Annotated in this window: 15 protein-coding genes and 1 pseudogene; 7 read left to right on the top strand and 9 right to left on the bottom strand. The window is 75.8% G+C overall.

Features of this window, described 5'->3' with window-relative positions; all coding sequences use genetic code 11:
- Positions 1–183 precede the first annotated feature (183 nt).
- A complete protein-coding gene (locus VE546_RS15080) occupies positions 184–1296 on the top strand; it encodes a DUF5925 domain-containing protein (protein ID WP_324922498.1) in 1113 nt (370 codons plus the stop codon).
- Complete coding sequence (locus tag VE546_RS15085) at positions 1293–1871, top strand: NADAR family protein (protein WP_414720489.1); 579 nt, start codon at positions 1293–1295, stop codon at positions 1869–1871. The genes VE546_RS15080 and VE546_RS15085 overlap by 4 nt, the downstream gene beginning before the upstream one ends.
- On the opposite strand, the gene VE546_RS15090 is transcribed toward VE546_RS15085, so the two are convergent.
- The gene (locus VE546_RS15090; RefSeq protein WP_324922499.1) at positions 1868–2275 is read right to left on the bottom strand and encodes a GntR family transcriptional regulator; all 408 of its coding nucleotides are present in this window, start codon (positions 2273–2275) and stop codon (positions 1868–1870) included. The two genes, VE546_RS15085 and VE546_RS15090, sit on opposite strands and share 4 nt — an antisense overlap.
- Before the next feature lie 888 nt (positions 2276–3163).
- Entirely contained in the window at positions 3164–3622 is a 459-nt protein-coding gene (locus tag VE546_RS15095; protein ID WP_324922501.1) for a MarR family winged helix-turn-helix transcriptional regulator, read from the bottom strand.
- Between the two features lie 97 nt (positions 3623–3719).
- Between VE546_RS15095 and VE546_RS15100 the strand changes: the two genes are divergently transcribed.
- Both VE546_RS15100 and VE546_RS15105 read left to right on the top strand, forming a co-directional pair.
- Positions 3720–4280, top strand: a complete 561-nt coding sequence (locus VE546_RS15100; protein ID WP_324922502.1) for a DoxX family protein — start codon at positions 3720–3722, stop codon at positions 4278–4280.
- A gap of 90 nt (positions 4281–4370) precedes the next feature.
- Complete coding sequence (locus VE546_RS15105; RefSeq protein ID WP_324922503.1) at positions 4371–5189, top strand: class III extradiol ring-cleavage dioxygenase; 819 nt, start codon at positions 4371–4373, stop codon at positions 5187–5189.
- A gap of 45 nt (positions 5190–5234) precedes the next feature.
- Here the strand turns inward: VE546_RS15105 and VE546_RS15110 are convergent.
- Positions 5235–5759 (bottom strand): annotated as a pseudogene (locus VE546_RS15110) (NUDIX hydrolase); the annotation flags it as partial.
- A gap of 292 nt (positions 5760–6051) precedes the next feature.
- Here VE546_RS15110 and VE546_RS15115 point away from each other — a divergent pair.
- Entirely contained in the window at positions 6052–7113 is a 1062-nt protein-coding gene (locus VE546_RS15115) for a lytic polysaccharide monooxygenase (protein ID WP_324922505.1), read from the top strand.
- Between the two features lie 116 nt (positions 7114–7229).
- Here VE546_RS15115 and VE546_RS15120 read toward each other — a convergent pair whose 3' ends face one another.
- The 3 genes from VE546_RS15120 to VE546_RS15130 all read right to left on the bottom strand — a co-directional run bounded on the left by VE546_RS15120 (position 7230) and on the right by VE546_RS15130 (position 10605).
- Complete coding sequence (locus VE546_RS15120) at positions 7230–8078, bottom strand: esterase/lipase family protein (RefSeq protein ID WP_324922540.1); 849 nt, start codon at positions 8076–8078, stop codon at positions 7230–7232.
- A 206-nt stretch (positions 8079–8284) separates the two neighbouring features.
- Positions 8285–9424: an acyl-CoA dehydrogenase family protein gene (locus tag VE546_RS15125; RefSeq protein ID WP_324922506.1), complete on the bottom strand. Its 1140-nt coding sequence runs from the start codon at positions 9422–9424 to the stop codon at positions 8285–8287.
- The gene (locus VE546_RS15130) at positions 9421–10605 is read right to left on the bottom strand and encodes an acyl-CoA dehydrogenase family protein (RefSeq protein ID WP_324922542.1); all 1185 of its coding nucleotides are present in this window, start codon (positions 10603–10605) and stop codon (positions 9421–9423) included. Before VE546_RS15130 ends, VE546_RS15125 begins: the two co-directional genes overlap by 4 nt.
- 244 nt (positions 10606–10849) lie before the next feature.
- Here VE546_RS15130 and VE546_RS15135 point away from each other — a divergent pair, with 244 nt between their 5' ends.
- Together VE546_RS15135 and VE546_RS15140 are read left to right on the top strand one after the other, a co-directional pair.
- A complete protein-coding gene (locus VE546_RS15135; RefSeq protein ID WP_324922507.1) occupies positions 10850–11812 on the top strand; it encodes an alpha/beta hydrolase in 963 nt (320 codons plus the stop codon).
- Between the two features lie 186 nt (positions 11813–11998).
- Positions 11999–13027 (top strand): aspartate-semialdehyde dehydrogenase, encoded by a 1029-nt coding sequence (locus VE546_RS15140; RefSeq protein ID WP_324922509.1) that lies wholly within the window; start codon positions 11999–12001, stop codon positions 13025–13027.
- On the opposite strand, the gene VE546_RS15145 is transcribed toward VE546_RS15140, so the two are convergent.
- The 3 genes from VE546_RS15145 to VE546_RS15155 form a co-directional block, all read right to left on the bottom strand.
- A complete protein-coding gene (locus tag VE546_RS15145) occupies positions 13024–14304 on the bottom strand; it encodes an MFS transporter (RefSeq protein ID WP_324922510.1) in 1281 nt (426 codons plus the stop codon). The two genes, VE546_RS15140 and VE546_RS15145, sit on opposite strands and share 4 nt — an antisense overlap.
- Before the next feature lie 81 nt (positions 14305–14385).
- A complete protein-coding gene (locus tag VE546_RS15150) occupies positions 14386–15459 on the bottom strand; it encodes a S1 family peptidase (protein ID WP_414720490.1) in 1074 nt (357 codons plus the stop codon).
- Positions 15460–15713: 254 nt separating this feature from the next.
- Positions 15714–16613, bottom strand: a complete 900-nt coding sequence (locus tag VE546_RS15155) for a S1 family peptidase (RefSeq protein WP_324922514.1) — start codon at positions 16611–16613, stop codon at positions 15714–15716.
- Between the last annotated feature and the right edge of the window lie 137 nt (positions 16614–16750).

The raw sequence follows: 16750 nt of genomic DNA on the forward strand, positions 1-16750 counted from the left end.
ACGCCGGCCGGGGGCCGCGCGGGGTGCTGGTGGCCTTCCTCGGGGTGCTGGTCCTGCTGCTGGCCGCCCTCGCCGTGGCCGTCGTACTCCGCTGACACGGCGGCCGGCACGGCGGCCGGAACCGGTCGCGGAACACCGGAAACCTGCGTGCGTCCGGGGCGCCGGTGCCGGATCATGGAGCCCATGTGTGCCGACCGCCGTGCAGTGCCGCCCGAGGATTCGCTGCCCATCCGGCTCAGCGTCGATGACAGCGACTCCCCCTCCGACGTGCTCGACGCCCTGTTCCTGGGCCGCTTCACCACCGGTGAGCAGCCGCACGCCCGCAGCCGCTCCCTGGAGCGGCCCCGGAAGGACCTGTCGCTGCTGCCGCCGGGGGCGGTCGTGCTGCGGTCGGCGGGCGACGGCGGCCGCAGCGCGGTCCTCGCCGAGGGCGACGGCTGGACGGTGCTGGTCTCCCGCTGGAGCCAGGGCGCCGACGTGACCGTGACGGCCGTCAGCGAGGAGCTGGCCGAGCGGATGCTGAAGGCCGCGGTGGACGGCGCGGAGGACGAGCCGGAGCCGCAGCCGGAGGACGTCACCATGGGCTTCTGGTACAACTCGCCGCGGCGCGGCCCGCACCGCACCACGCGCCGGATCACGGCCGGGAGCTGGGAGGAGATCCGCGGCAACTACACGGCGCCGGTCGCCGAGGCCATGGACGGCCTGATGAAGACCACGCCGGACGACATCACGGGCCGGCTGCTGCTCCTGCACGGCCCGCCGGGCACCGGCAAGACCTCCGCCCTGCGGACGCTGGCGCGCTCCTGGCGGGACTGGTGCCGGGTGGACTGCGTACTGGACCCGGAGCGGCTGTTCAACGAGGTCGGTTACCTGATGGACATCGCCGTCGGGGAGGACGACGACACCTCGGGCGGGGAGCGCTGGCGGCTGCTGCTGGTGGAGGACTGCGACGAACTGATCCGCGGGGAGGCCAAGCACGCCGCGGGCCAGGCCCTGTCGCGCCTGCTGAACCTCACCGACGGGCTGCTGGGCCAGGGCCGCAACGTCCTGGTGGGCCTCACCACGAACGAGGACCTGGAGCGGCTGCATCCGGCGGTCGTCCGGCCCGGCCGCTGCCTGGCCCGCATCGAGGTGGGCCCGCTCACCCGCGCGGAGGCGGTGAACTGGCTCGGCACCGAGGAGGGCATCGGCCGGGACGGCGCGACCCTGGCCGAGCTGTACGCGCTGCGCCGGGGCGCCGGCCCGGCCGGGGCGCCGGCCGGGCCCGGGCGGGCGGAACAGGGGATGTACCTGTGACGGCCCCGCACGTCCCCGGCACCGCGCCCGGCGACCGCGTGGCGGAGCTGGTCGGGCGGCGGGCGCGCGGCGAGCGGATCGAGTACGTGCACTTCTGGGGCCACCGCCCGCGGCACGGCGTCCCGGTCGGCCCGTGGTGCCTCAGCCAGTGGTGGCCCGCGCCGTTCACCGTGGACGGCACGGAGTACCCCACCGCCGAGCACTGGATGATGGCCGCCAAGGCCCGGCTGTTCGGCGACGCGGAGGCCGAGGAGCGGGTGCTCGCCGCGGCGTCGCCCGGCGCGGCGAAGGCGGCGGGCCGGACCGTGCGCGGCTTCGACGAGGACACCTGGGTCCGGCACCGCTTCGGGATCGTGGTCGAGGGCAGCGTCCACAAGTTCGGGCAGCACGAGGACCTGCGGGGCTACCTGCTCGCCACGGGCGACCGGGTGCTGGTGGAGGCCAGCCCGCTGGACCGGGTCTGGGGCATCGGGCTGGCCGCGGACGACGAGCGGGCGGCCGATCCGGCGCGCTGGCGCGGGCTCAACCTGCTGGGCTTCGCGCTGATGGAGGCGCGGGCGCGGCTGGCGCGCTAGCGCCCGCGCCCCTCCTCCGCCCCGGCCGGGTCGCGCGCGTACTCGGCGCTCAGGGCGTCCTCGACGGCGGTGAGCGCGGCGGCCCGGTCCAGGCCCAGGCGGCGGACCCGCTGGGCGTACGTCCGGGCCGCCGCGGCGGCCTCGCGGGCGGCGGCGTCACCGGCCGCGGCGACGAAGGTGCCGTGGCGGCCCCGGGTCTCGATCACCCCGTCCGTCTCCAGCGCGCGGTACGCCTTGGCCACCGTGTTGACCGCCAGCCCCAGTTCCCCGGCCAGCGCGCGCACGGTGGGCAGCCGGTGGCCGACCGGCAGCACGCCGCCGCGGGCCTGCTCGGCGATCTGGGCGCGCACCTGCTCGTAGGGGGCGGCGGGGGCGTCCGGGTCGATGGTCAGTTTCAGGGACACGGCACATCTCCTGCGGCGGGGCGCCGGGACCGGGCTCCGCGGGGTCGGGGGCGGGGTGCCCCGATTGTGCATCAGCGCCGGTGGCGCCGGGAATCGGGGAGGACGGCGGGGCGCCGGGGAGCCCTCCCGCGGTCCCCGGCGGTCCCCCGGGGCCTCCTCGGCCGCGCGTCCGGGTGCCGTCTCCCCCACCGTCCAGCCGTACCCGGGGCGGCCCTCGGTGCCGTCGGCGCGGAAGGGCCGGCCGCCGCCGGTCCGGAGCGCGCCGCTGTCGTCCCCGCCGCTCCGCTCCGGCTCGACGTACCAGTCGCAGCCGCGGCCCTCCGTCCGTGCCTCGACGCGCGGCGCCAGGGGCTCGTCGGCGGTGACGCGGCACGGCAGGCGGGTGGCGGGCAAGCGGCCTGCCGGCGACGCCGTCGTAGCCGTCCATGGGCCTGACGAACGGCCGGGGCGTCCAGGTCGGCGGAGACGGCGGCCGGGGTGAGCGAGCCGCCGCAGCCGCTGTTTCACCGCGGGGGGCGACCCGGCCGGGGGCACGGCGGGCCGCCGCTCGGGCGTGCACGGCCTCGACCACCACGGACGCCCGGCCGGTGCCGTGCACGGTGGCTCCCACGATGGTCTCCCCGTCGCGCACGGCGCCGGGGAGGCGACCCAGCCCGCCGCGTCCTGCGGGGCGGGTGGCGGGGGACGCGGCCGTGCCGCCACCCGGGAGAGCGGGCGGCCCACCGCAGCGGGGCGGCGGCCGGTGCGCGGCGGGTGCGTTCCCGCGGGCCGCCGTCCGGGGTCCGGGACGGGGCCGTCCACTTCGCGCGGCCCGGCCCCGGTCACCGGCCCTCGGCGGTGGCGGAGGGCGGGGCCCCTCGCCGCGTACGGCGGGCGCCTCGGGGTGCCTCAGGAGCGGCGCAGCCGGCGGCCGACCTCCCCCAGCGCCTCGGCGAGCACGGCGAGCTGGTCGCGGTCGAGGACGTCGATGAGCGCCTCCCGCACCGCCGCCACGTGGCCGGGTGCGGCGCCGCGCAGCGTCGCGCGTCCCTCGTCGGTGAGGACCGCGAAGACCCCGCGGACATCGGTGGGGCAGGAGCGGCGCCGCACCAGGCCGCGGCGTTCCAACTGCCCGACCTGGTAGGTCAGGCCGCTCTTGGAGGTGATCAGGCGCTCGGCCAGCTCGGTCATGCGGATCTCGCCGCCGGGGGCGTCGGCGAGGTGGACCAGGATCTCGTACTGCGGGTGGGACAGGCCCGCCTCGTCCTTGAGCTGCTGCTCCAGCCGTCGTGCGACGCGGTTGCTGGCCTCCAGGAAGCCCTGCCAGGCCGCCATCTCCAGCTCGTCCAGCCATCGGGGCTCGCTCATGGGTCCATCGTACGCAGTTGTTCAAATTCGAACTGAGCTGTACGCTCGCAACGACCGAGTAGTTCGAATTTGAACAACACACCACTGGAGGGACCGCATGTCCACCCCCACCCGTGCCATCCCCCGCACCGACGCCTCCGCCCGGGACACCGGCGCCGGCCCGGCACCGGTGTCCCCCGCCCATGACGCCGGACTCCTGCTGCTGCGGCTCGCACTCGGCCTGACGATGGCCGTGCACGGCGCGCAGAAGCTCTTCGGCTGGTTCGGCGGTGGCGGCATCGAGGGCACCGGGCGGTTCTTCGCCTCGCTGGGCTACCCGTCCGGGGAGGCGATGGCCGTGGTGGCCGGACTCACCGAGACCGCGGGCGGCCTCGCGCTCGTCCTCGGCCTGCTCACCCCGCTCGCCGGGGCAGCCGTGCTGGGGACCATGATCAACGCGGTGGCGGTGAAGTGGGGCGGCGGCTTCTTCGCCCCCCGGGGCGTGGAGTACGAGCTGCTCCTGACCGCGGCCGCCGCCGCGCTCACCCTCACCGGCCCCGGCCGCTGGGCCGTGGACCGTCTCCTGCCCGTCCTGCGCCCGCACCGCCTCGCGCACGGCGCGGCCGCCGTCGCGCTCGGCGCCGCGGCGGCGGGCCTGACCCTACTGGCCCGCTCCTGACACCCCTTCATGACGTCCGCGCGGGTCCGCGCAGCGGCGGGCCCGCGCGGACCGGAAGCCCTCCGGAGAGCAGAAACGGAAGACCCCGCCATGACCGTGACCTCGTCCACCCGGCCGTCCCCGCGCCCCGCGGGGGACCGCATGCCCGTGCTGTACCTCAGCCACGGCGCCCCGCCGCTGGCCGACGACCCGCTGTGGACCGCGCAGCTCGCCGCCTGGTCGGGCGAGCTGCCGCGCCCGGAGGCCGTCCTGATCGTCTCCGCCCACTGGGAGTCGGCCCCGGTGACGCTGGGCGCCACCCGGACCGTCCCGCTGGTGTACGACTTCCGCGGCTTCCCCGAGCGCTACCACCGGGTCGCCTATCCGGCCCCCGGCGCCCCCGGCCTGGCCGGGAAGGTGCGGAAGCTGCTCGCCGGGCCCGGCACCCCGGTGCACGACGCCCCGGACCGCGGCCTGGACCACGGCGCGTACGTGCCGCTGGCCGAGATGTACCCGGACGCCGACGTCCCCGTGCTCCAGCTCTCGATGCCCACCCTCGACCCCGGGGAACTGCTGGAGCTGGGCCGCCGGCTGGCCCCGCTGCGCGACGAGGGCGTGCTCATCGTCGGCAGCGGCTTCTTCACCCACAACCTGCGCGGCCTGATGTGGGGCGCCGGGCCCGACGAGGCGCCGTCCTGGTCGAAGGAGTTCGACGCGTGGGGCGGCGAGGCCCTGGCGCGGGCGGACCTCGACGCCCTGCTCGACTTCGAGCACCGGGCCCCGGCGAGCCGGATCGCCCACCCGCGCACGGACCACTTCGCGCCGCTGTTCGTCACCCTGGGCGCGGGCGAGGACGACCTGGCGGCCCAGCGGACCGTCATCGACGGCTTCTGGGGCGGGCTGGCCAAGCGCTCGGTCCAGCTCGGCTGACCCCTGACCCGGTCCCGGCCGGTCTCCGAGCCCGGCCGGGCCCCGTCATCCGGCCGGACCCGGCCGGCCGGGCTCGGAGACCGGCAGCACCACGGCCCGGTCGGGGGCGGCCGGGTCGTGGGCGATGGCGTCCCCGGGCCGGTGCCAGTGGAGCACGAAGCGCTCGCCGGCCCGGTAGGCCTCCAGGCCCGCCCGGCAGTACGCCACCATGTCGCCGGGCAGCGCGTCCAGCGGGAACCAGCGCAGTTCCGAGCACTTGTCGGGCTCCGCGTTGACCGGTTCGCGCCCCTCCTCCGCCCACGCCTCGAAGAACCACCCCATCCGCGGCTCCCCCCGCGGGGAGCGGTGCTGCATCACCAGGGCGACCCTCAACTCCTCCGGATCCAGCCGCAGTCCGATCTCCTCGCGCGTCTCCCGCAGCATCGCCTCCCGCACGTCCTCGCCGTCCTCGGCGTGCCCGGACGGGGCGTGCAGCAGCCCGTCGGCGTAGCCGGTGTTGGCCCGGCGCGCGAGCAGCACCTCGTCCCCGCGCCGCAGGATGAGATGGACGTCGACGACCTCGGTGTGCCGCTTCCTCTTCCACAGGCTCCTCATGACGGGGGATCATCGCACCGGCCGCCGACACCGGTCGGCCCCGCCCTTCCTCCGCACGGCCCGTACCGCTCGCGCCGCGCCCGCCCCGCGGGAGCGGCGGCCGGTCTTCTTTGGCTCCGCTCAACGCCGTCTTAAGCGCGCCATAAAGATCGTCCCGCCGGGCCCCGAAGCGCCGGATCGCCTGGTCGCCGTGGTTAACGTGCCGGTAGCCAGGGCCCGTTCACGGGGGGAGCGAGGCCCGGTCCCTCAGCCGAAGGAGAACCCCACGATGACCGTTCGCCGCAGGGCCGCAGCCCTTGCCGCCGGTGCCGCGCCGCTCGTCCTGACCGCGCTGACCGCCGCTCCCGCCGCCGCCCACGGCTCCATGACCGACCCGGTCAGCCGGGTGGCCGCCTGCCACGCGGAGGGTCCGGAGAGCCCGGACTCGGCGGCCTGCAAGGCGGCCGTCGCCGCCAGTGGAACCCAGGCGTTCTACGACTGGAACGAGGTCAACATCGGCGACGCCGCCGGACGCCACCGCCAGATCATCCCGGACGGGAAGCTGTGCAGCGCGGGCCGTGACAAGTACAAGGGCCTGGACCTGCCGCGCGCCGACTGGCCCGCCACCCCCGTGACCGCCGGCGAGCGCACCTTCCGCTACCGGGCCACCGCGCCGCACCGGGGTACGTTCGAGCTGTACATCACCAAGGAGGGCTACGACCCGACCAAGCCGCTGACGTGGTCGGACCTGGAGCCGGAGCCGTTCGCGAAGGTCACCGGGCCCACGCTGGAGAACGGTACCTACGTCTTCTCCGGCACGGTGCCCGAGCGGTCCGGCCGCCACCTGATCTACAGCATCTGGCAGCGCTCGGACAGCCCGGAGGCGTTCTACACCTGCTCGGACGTCACCTTCGGGGGTGACGGCGGTACGGCCCCCGCCGCCCCGACGGAGAAGCAGATAGCCCAGAACGCGGAGAAGTCCACCGTCAGCCACGGCGGACACGGCGGGGACGGGCACGGCGAGCACGGCGAGCACGGCGAGCAGCCGGCCACCGTCGAGTCCGCCGGTACCGGCGGCGCCGGGGACGCCGGGGCCGGGGAGGCGCCCTCGTCGCCCGCGTCCGCCGCGGCCGCCGAGCCGGACCGCCCGGCCGCGCCCGCCGCACGGGACGGGGCCCCGGCCGGCGAGCGGCCCAACGGCGACGCCACGGAGGAGGTCGCCCTCGCCAGGACCGGCGGCGACGGCGGCACCACCGCCGTCGCGCTCGGCGGCGCCGCGGCCGTCCTCCTGGGCGGTGCCGCCCTGCTGGCCACCCGCCGCCGCTCCCTGGGCGGTCGCCACCGCGCCTGACCGGCCGTACCCCCACCGCCCGCGCCGCCGTCGCCCCCTCTCCGGGGCGACGGCGGCGCCGTGCGTCCGCTCCCCCACCCGTGGCGCGCCGAGGGGCCCTGCGGGTGAGGGGGCGGTCAGGAGAGGTAGGACAGGCAGTTCACCGGCCGGGCGTTCGCCGGGTCGAGGGCGTTGGCCGTCAGGTGGAAGGCCAGCCGGTCGGCCAGCGCGATGGTCAGGTGTTCGGAGACGTCGGCCGGACAGACGTCCTGGATCAGGATGTTGCGCACGCCCGGCCCGTCGAGGAACTGCGTGCGCCAGGGCGTGACGATCTGGTCGTAGCGGGTGGCGATCACGGTGTAGGCCACGCCGGGCACGGTGTCCCCGCCCTCGCCCAGGCGGCGCAGGAAGTCCGAGCCGGCCACCTGGTCCCGCAGGGCCGGGGTGTGCGTGTCCAGCAGGTCCGCCGCGCCGGGGAAGAGGTCCAGCAGCCGGGTGAGTCCGAGCAGGTCGGTGCCGTGGTTGCTCGGGGCGATGCCGACCAGGGCGTTCACCTTCTCCGCTCCGCCGAGGAACTTCAGGTAGTGGCGCGGCATCATCCCGCCCTGGGAGTGGCCGACGATGTCCACCTCCTCGGCACCGGTCGCCGCCAGCACCCGGTCGACGTACGCGGCCAGTTCCCGGGCGGAGTCCTCCACCGGCCCCAGGCCGTGGAAGAAGGGGACGCCCGGCAGCCTGCCGTAGTCGAGGGAGAAGACGCAGTAGCCGCGCGCGACCAGGTACGGGGCCAGGCCGAGCCAGTTGTCGACGGAGTTGCCGAGGGTGCCGTGCACCAGCACCACCGGGCGGGGGTGCCTGTCGGAGGGGGTGCAGGAGTAGTCGTTCCAGCCGCTGTCGGCGGCGGTGACGGTGGTGGTGGCGGCGGGTGCGGCGGGGGCGGCCTGGGCGGCCGTCGGCACCGTCGCCGCGACGGCCGCGAGCGCCATCGCCGGGAGCAGTCGGAGCAGTCTTCGTACGCGTTGCCTGGACAGCTTCACAGGGGCCTCCTCGCCCTAGCGCTGTTGCGTCCATGTCAACGTACTGACGAGTAGTACAACGGACCAGCCTCCGTGCGGCGCCTTCCGGCCGAACGGCCGCGGGCGCCGCGGGCGGTCCGGTCGCTCCCCGCCCCGCCCGCGGCGCCCGGACGGCCTCAGGCCGCCGGCGGCGGCAGGTCCACCAGGGAGGCGAGCGCGGTGCGGTGGCGGTCCGGGGTGCCCAGGGCGATCTGGTCGGCCTTGGCGCGCTTGAGGTACAGGTGTGCCGGGTGCTCCCAGGTCATCCCGGTGCCGCCGTGCAACTGGACGCACTCCTCGGCCGCCCGCACCGCCAGCTCCCCGCAGTGGGACGCGGCCACCGCGACGGCCACGGGGACGTCCGGGTCGCCGGTGGCGAGGGTGCCGGCGGCGTACCGGGCCGCGGCCCGCGCGCCCACCACGTCCAGCCAGAGGTCGGCGAGGCGGTGCTTGAGCGCCTGGAAGGATCCGAGCGGACGCCCGAACTGCCGTCTGTCCTTGAGGTGCGCGACCGTGGTCGCCAGGCACCACTCGGCGATCCCGAGCTGCTCGGAGGCGAGCAGTCCGGCCCCGGTGAGCAGCGCGCGCTCCAGTGCCGCCGGGGCGTCCCGCGGTCCGGCCAGCCGGCGGGCGACGGTGCCGGTGAACGTGAGGTCGGCCAGCGGCCGGGTCAGGTCCAGGCAGGTGCGCGGAGTGACGGCCAGGGCCGCGGCGTCCGCCTCCACCGCGTACAGCCCGGGCCCCTCCCGGCCCGTGGCCGGGACGAGCAGCGTGTCGGCGACCGCCGCGTCCGCCACCGAGGTGACCGTGCCGGTCAGGGCGCCCGCGCCGTCGGCCCGTACGGCGGCGGGGAACGCGCCCGTCCCCGGCGCGGTGGACAGGGGCACCGCCAGGGTCGCGGTGCGCTCGCCGGAGGCGAGTGCGGCCAGCAGCTTCGCCGCCTCGCCGTCGCCGCCGTCGCCGTCGTTCAGGGCGAGGAGGGCGGTGGTGGCCAGCACGGCGCTGCCGAGGTACGGCACGGGTGCCACGGCCCGGCCCAGTTCCTCCAGCACCACCGCGGCCTCGCGGGCCGAGGCCCCGGCGCCGCCCGCCGCCTCCGGCACGGCGAGGGAGGCCGTGCCCAGGTCCCGGGCGAGGGTCCGCCACAGCGCGCGGTCGTACGGCTCGGCGGTCTCGCAGCGGGCCAGGACGGCCTCGGGCGGGCAGCGGTCGGCCAGCAGCGCGCGGACGCTCGCCCGCAGCTCCTCCTCGACCTCCGAGTGGAGAAGGTCCGTCATCGGGCGAGCTCCTTCCAGGGGACGTCCTTGTCGGTGCGGGGCTCGGCGGGCAGTCCCAGCACCCGCTCGGCGATGATGGTGCGCAGGATCTCCGAGGTGCCGCCCTCGATGGAGTTGCCCTTGGCGCGCAGGTAGCGGTAGCCGGCCCCGCGGCCGGTGAAGTCCACCGCCTCCGGGCGGCGCATGGTCCAGTCGTCGTAGGCCAGGCCCTCCTCGCCCAGCAGCTCGACCTCCAGGCCGCTGAGCTCCTGCGCCAGCCGGGCGAAGGCCAGCTTCGTCCCGGCGCCCTCGGGTCCGGGGTGGCCCGCGGCGAGCTGCTGGCGCAGCCGTTCGCCGGCGAGGCGGGCGACCTCGGCGCCCACCCAGCCGGACAGCAGCCGCTGGTGGAGGCCGTGGGTGCGCAGCTCGGGGCGTTCGCGCCAGACGGCGGCGACCTTGCCGACCATGCCGCCCTCGCGCGGCACGCGCCCGCCGCCGATGGAGACGCGCTCGTTGTCGAGCGTGGTCCGGGCGACCTTCCAGCCCTCCCCGACCGCGCCGAGGCGGTGGCGGTCGGGGATGCGCACGTCGGTGAGGAAGACCTCGTTGAACTCCGCCTCGCCGGTGATCTGGCGCAGCGGCCGGACCTCGACGCCGGGGGCGGTCATGTCGCAGACGAAGTAGGTGATGCCGCGGTGCTTGGGGGCGTCCGGGTCGGTGCGGGCGAGCAGGATGCCCCAGCGGGCGTTGTGCGCGCTGGAGGTCCACACCTTCTGGCCGTTGACCACCCAGTCCCCTCCCGCGCCGCGCACCGCGCGGGTGGCGAGCGCGGCCAGGTCGGACCCGGCCCCGGGCTCGCTGAAGAGCTGGCACCACACCTCCTCGCCGGTCCACAGCGGACGCAGGAAGCGGACCTTCTGCTCCTCGGTGCCGTACCGCAGGATCGTGGGCGCGGCCATGCCCAGGCCGATGCCGATGCGGCCGGGGTCGTTGCCGGGGGCGCCGGCGGCGGCCAGCTCGGCGTCGACGACGGCCTGGAGGGGACGGGGCGCGCCGAGGCCGCCGAGGCCGTGGGGGAAGTGCACCCAGGCGAGCCCCGCGTCGTAGCGGGCGCGGAGGAAGTCGAGCGGTTCGGTGGTCGCCGGGTCGTGCTCCGCGAGCAGCGCCCGGGTGCGGCGGCGCAGCTCGTCGGGGTCGGTCACGGGGGCGTTCGCAGGGGGCACGGGATCTCCTTCGCGGGCCGCGACTAAGCGCTTGCTCATCCTCACGGCATACCGACCGGTACGTCAACGGTTCCGGCGGTACGGCCGCCCGCCCCGCACCCGGCACCGCCGCGGACCGCCGCGGGACCGGTGATTTCACCGATGCGGAAGCGCTTTCGCCGCCCCCACGATGACGCCTGTCCGACCCCACCGATCCCCTCACACCCCGGGAGAACACACCCTCATGGAGCCGCAGCAGCACGACGCCGCCCCGCCCGCGGACCGGCCCGGGCGCACCCCCCGGCACCGCCTGGCGAAGCTGGGCGCGGCCCTGGCCCTGGTCCTCGGCGGCACGGGCGCCGCCCTGCCCACCGCCCAGGCCGCCCCGGACGCCCAGGCCGCCCCGTCCGCCGTCCGGACCGCGGCGGAGAACCCCTACGAGCGCGGCCCGGACCCGACCGAGCAGAGCATCGAGGCCGTGCGCGGGCCCTACGCGACCTCGCAGACCAGCGTGTCGTCCCTGTCGGTGACCGGCTTCGGCGGCGGGACGATCTACTACCCGACCACCACCAGCGACGGCACCTTCGGCGCCGTGGCGGTCGCCCCCGGCTTCACCGCCGACCAGTCCAGCATGGCCTGGCTCGGACCGCGCCTGGCCTCGCAGGGCTTCGTGGTCTTCACCATCGACACCCTCACCCGGCTCGACCAGCCCGGCAGCCGGGGCGACCAGTTGCTGGCCGCGCTGGACTACCTGACCCAGCGCAGCTCGGTCCGCAGCCGGATCGACAGCCGCCGGCTGGCGGTCATGGGGCACTCGATGGGCGGCGGCGGCAGCCTGGAGGCCGCCAAGGACCGGCCCTCGCTGAAGGCGGCGATCCCGCTCACCCCGTGGAACCTCGACAGCAGCTGGCGCGAGATCACCACGCCGACGTTCATCGTCGGCGCCGACGGCGACACCATCGCCCCGGTGAGCTCGCACGCCGAGCCGTTCTACGAGAGCCTGCCGTCCTCCACGGACCGGGCGTACCTGGAGCTGAACAACGCGACGCACTTCGCGCCGAACACCTCCAACACCGAGATCGCGAAGTACAGCATCTCCTGGCTGAAGCGCTTCGTGGACGACGACACCCGCTACGAGCAGTTCCTGTGCCCGCTGCCCAGGCCCAGCCTGGCCATCGAGGAGTTCCGCGGCAACTGCCCGCACTGACCCGGGCACCCGGGGCACCGGACGGGCCCCGGGCACGGTGGCGGTCGCCTCCGGCGGCCGCCACCGGCGTGCGCGTCCGGCGCCCGCACCGGGTGTGACGTGGGCCAAAGGAATTGGCACCTCGGCTTCCGGCAAGGCAGGGTAGAGGGCTGACGCAGCGGGACACGCACGATGGGAAGGAGCCCCATGAGAATCGGGATCGTCGGAGCCACCGGTCAGGTCGGCGGCGTGATGCGCGAGATCCTGGCCGAGCGCAACTTCCCGGTGGAGCAGCTCCGGCTGTTCGCCTCGGCCCGCTCGGCGGGGCGGACGCTGCCCTGGAAGGACGGCGAGGTCACCGTCGAGGACGCCGCCACGGCCGACTACACGGGACTGGACATCGTGCTGTTCTCCGCCGGCGGCGCGACCTCGAAGGCGCTGGCGCCGAAGGTGGCCGCCGCCGGAGCGGTCGTCATCGACAACTCCTCCGCCTGGCGGCTGGACCCCGAGGTCCCGCTGGTGGTCTCCGAGGTGAACCCGCAGGCCGCGGCCGACCGCCCCAAGGGGATCATCGCCAACCCCAACTGCACCACCATGGCCGCGATGCCGGTGCTGCGGCCGCTGCACGCCGAGGCCGGGCTGACGGCCCTGGTCGTCTCCACCTACCAGGCGGTCTCCGGCAGCGGTCTGGCCGGGGTCGCCGAGCTGGACGAGCAGGTCCGCAAGGCGGTCGAGGGCGACGCCACCCGGCTGACCTTCGACGGCTCGGCCGTGGACTTCCCCGAGCCCGCCAAGTACGCGCGGCCGATCGCCTTCAACGTGCTGCCGATGGCCGGCTCCATCGTCGACGACGGCCGGGGCGAGACCGACGAGGAGCAAAAGCTCCGCAACGAGAGCCGCAAGATCCTCGGCATCCCGGAGCTGAAGGTCTCGGGCACCTGCGTGCGCGTACCGGTCTTCACCGGCCACTCGCTCCAGATCAACGCCCGCTTCGAGCGCCCGATCACCCCGCAGCGCGCCCTGGAGCTGCTGGACGGCGCCCCGGGCGTGGCCCTCTCCGAGATCCCGACCCCCCAGCAGGCCGCGGGCCAGGACCCGACCTACGTGGGCAGGATCCGCGCGGACGAGACCGTGGAGCACGGCCTGTCCCTGTTCTGCTCCAGCGACAACCTCCGCAAGGGCGCGGCCCTCAACGCCGTCCAGATCGCGGAGCTGGTCGCGGCCGAGTCCCGCTAGTCCGGCCGGCCGGGTCCGGCCGCCGCGGTCCCGCCGTGCCCGTCCGCCGCGCCCGGCGCGTCCGTCCCCTCCCGGGGCGGGCCACCGGGCGCGGCGGGACGCACCGGGGCGAGGCACCACAGCGCGGTCGCCGCGCCCGCCGGCCCCACCGCGCCCAGCAGCAGCCGGTGGTCGGCGACCGCGACCAGCGCCGCGCCCAGCGGGGTGCCCAGCGTGACGGGAGCCAGGACCAGGGTGCCCGCGGTGGCGGCGGCGCGGCCCAGCAGGTCGCCCGGGGTCTCGCGCTGCACGGCGGTCATCACCGCGATCAGCGCGCAGGGCAGGCCCGCGCCGATCAGCACGCTGCCGATGACGGCCGCCCAGGTCCAGGGCGCGGCCCGCAGCGCCGCCCCGGCGGCGAAGAGGACGGTGCCCGCCGCCGCGAACCCCCGCTCCGGCAGCCGCCGCAGCAGGGCGCCCGCCGCCGCGCCGGCGGCGACCGACCCCGCCCCCTGCGCCGCGTACAGGACGCCGGCGAAGGCGGGCGAGCGCCCCAGCCCGGCGTCGACGACGGCGTAGACGGCCGCGCCGTTGAGCCCGGACAGCAGCATGACCGTCCCCGCCACGGCGACCGGCCGCCGCAGCCCCGGATGGCCGCGCAGGTGGCGCAGTCCGGCGGCGGTACGCTCCCGCAGGCCCTCCCCGGACCGGACGGGCGCGGGCTCGCGCACCCGCATCAGGGCGAAGGCGGCCGCCGCGGCCGCGAAGGTGACGGCGTCGGCCAGGACCACCGGGGCCGCGCCGAAGCGGGCGAACAGGGCGGCCCCGGCGAGCGGGGCGAGCAGCTTCATGCCCTCGTTCGCCGACAGCCGCAGCCCGTTGAAGTCGCCGCGCAGTTCCCCGGGGACGGTCGCGGCGACCACTCCCGCCTCCGCGGCGTCGCCGAGCACGGAGGCGGCGCCGTAGACCAGCAGCACGGCGAAGAGCAGCCGGACCAGGTCGGCGGAGCGCACCGGTAGCAGCACCGGCAGCAGCACGGCCATGGCGGTGTTGAGCCGGACCGGCAGCGACACCCGCCGGGTGCGGTCGGCCAGGGTCCCGATGAGGGGGCCGGCCAGGGTCGGCGCCCACAGGAAGAACGCGGCGAGGCCGGCGAGGCCGTCGGAGCCGGTCAGCTCCTTGGTCCACACGCCGGCGAACAGGCCCATCGCGGTCGAGCCGAAGCCGGAGACCAGCACGCCGGACAGGTACAGGGCCGCGTCGCGGTCCCGCAGGACCCCCGCCCCTCCCCACGCCACGGCGGGCACTGTGGACGGCGGCGGACCCCCGGAGGAAGACCTCCGGGGGTCCGTGGCGGGGACCGGGGACGCGGTGGTGCGTCAGCCGAGCCGGACGCCGTGCTCCCGCAGCGCTTCGGCCGCCGGCTGGTAGAAGGTGACTCCGCCGGAGCGGCAGTTGCCGCTGCCGCCCGAGGTCAGGCCGTGGATGGTGGCGTCCGAGAACAGCGGGCCGCCGCTGTCGCCGGGCTCGGCGCAGACGTCGGTCTGGATCAGGCCGTCCACCGTGCCCTGCGCGTAGGTCACGGAGACGTCCAGCGCCTGGACGTCACCGCTGCGGACCCCGGTGGTGCTGCCGCTGCGCCACACCCGCTGGCCGACGATGGGATCGGCCGCCCGGGTGATGGCCCGGGTGGTGCCGTTGTACAGGTTCACCCGGCTCCGGTGGTCCACCCGGGCGGTGTACCGCACCAGGGCGTGGTCGTCACCGGGGAAGTCGCTCGCCGCGGTGACGCCGACGGTCCTTCCGTTGCGGGTCGTGGACCAGCGGTCGAAGAGCTCGGCGCAGTGGCCGGCGGTCAGGAAGTACGGCAGGCCGTTCCTGATGACGTTGAGGCCGAGGGAGCAGCGCGCGCCGTCACCGCGCCAGATCGCGTCACCGCCCGCGGCGAAGGGGGTGAACTCGCCCTGGACCTGCTTGAAGACGGCCTTGCCGTCCTGCGCGGCGACCCGCTCCCGCAGGTCGGCCAGAGCGGCGCCCTTCACCGTGCTGTCCGCGGTGACGACGACCCTGTTCAGCCGGTGGTCGACGGCGCGCGCGGTGCCGGGGACGGCCTTGGCCCCCAGGTCCTTGCGCACGGCGTCGAGCCGCGCGAGGGAGTGCTGGACGATCCGGGGTTCGGCCCCGGCCCGCCGGACCTTCTCCGCCGCCGGTTCGCCGAGGACGTTGACCACCAGCTTCCGCGACCCGGCTTCGTAGTAGGCCCCCGCCATGTCGTCCTTGAGGTCGCCGGCGAGGGTCGAGGCCAGCTCGTTGGCGGCGTCCGCCGTCACCGGGGCCGGCTCGCGGTGTGCCGCGGAGTCCGCGTTCGCCGGGACGAGGGGACCGGCGAGGAATGCCGCCGCGACCGCGGCCGAGGCGGCCGTACGCCGTGTGAGTGTCCGTTGGTGCTTCAACTCTGTGCCTCCCGTGGGGGATGGGGCCGCCCGAACCGGGACGGTCCCGGAGGAATGCCCGGCCCTGCCAGCACCCTCGGCCGACGGGGTCGAACACGCAGGGCGTTCGACCGGAAGCCGAGGGTGATGGTGCCGGTGTCGGCCATCATCCCCGCTCCGCCGCTTCCCGGCACGGCGAAGCCCCCGCCCGGCATGAGCCGGACGGGGGCTTGCGGAACACGGACCCCTGAGTTCCGCGGGAAGAACCGCGAGGATCAGTAGACGTTCACGCCGTACGCGTTCAGCGCCTCGACCACGGGCTGGAAGAAGGTGGTGCCACCGGTGCGGCAGTTGCCGCTGCCGCCCGAGGTCAGGCCGTAGGCGGTGGTGCCGTAGTACAGCGGGCCGCCGCTGTCGCCGGGCTCGGCGCAGACGTTGGTCTGGATCAGGCCGGAGACGATGTCGCCGCCGCCGTAGTTGACGGTGGCGTTCAGGCCGGTGACCCGGCCGCTGTGGGTGCCGGTGGTGCTGCCGCGGCGGTAGACGGTCTGGCCGACGGACGGGTTGGCGGCGCTGGTGATCTCCTGGCTGCCGACCGTGCCGGGGCGGCTGACCGAGCTGGTGTAGCGGACGATGCCGTAGTCGTTGCCCGGGAAGCTGGTGCCGGCCGTCGTGCCGAGGGTGGTGCCGGAGCCGTTGGTCCAGGTGGAGGCGCCCTCGGTGCAGTGGCCGGCGGTCAGGAAGTAGTCCTGGCCGCTGCTGCTGCGGACGTTGAAGCCCAGCGAGCAGCGTCCGCCGCCGCCGTAGATGGCGTCGCCGCCCGAGATCAGCTTGGTGAACTTGCCGGCGGTGCGCTCGATGCGGATGGCGTCCGCGCCGGCGCCGGCGGTCTTCTTGATCTTGGCGATCTCGGCCTGGCTGACCGTGCTGTCCACCGTGACGACCAGGGTGTTGGTCGCCTTGTCGGTGTACCAGGCGGTTCCCGCGACGTCCGCGGTCTTCATCGCCTTGCTGGCCATGGCGACCTGGGTCGCGGGGGACGGAGCGGGCTCGGCGCTCGCCGAGGTGGGCAGGGTCAGGGCGGCGGCCGCCAGGACACCGGAGACGGCGGCGAGGAGGCGTACGCGGCCTCGTCTGGCCGAACCGCCGTGGGGGGAGGTGCGCTCAGTCCTCACTGGTTCTTCCTCCTGTGAAGGAAATGGGGGGTACCCGCCGAAAGGCGGGCGCCGCGCAGCCAGGAACCCGCTGTTCGACGCGTCCCTGACAAACGCTGAGGGGAGTATTCACGCGTCCGATCAGCAGGCGCAAGAGG

The sequence above is a fragment of the Streptomyces sp. genome, from assembly GCF_035644915.1.
Taxonomy (GTDB): domain Bacteria; phylum Actinomycetota; class Actinomycetes; order Streptomycetales; family Streptomycetaceae; genus Streptomyces.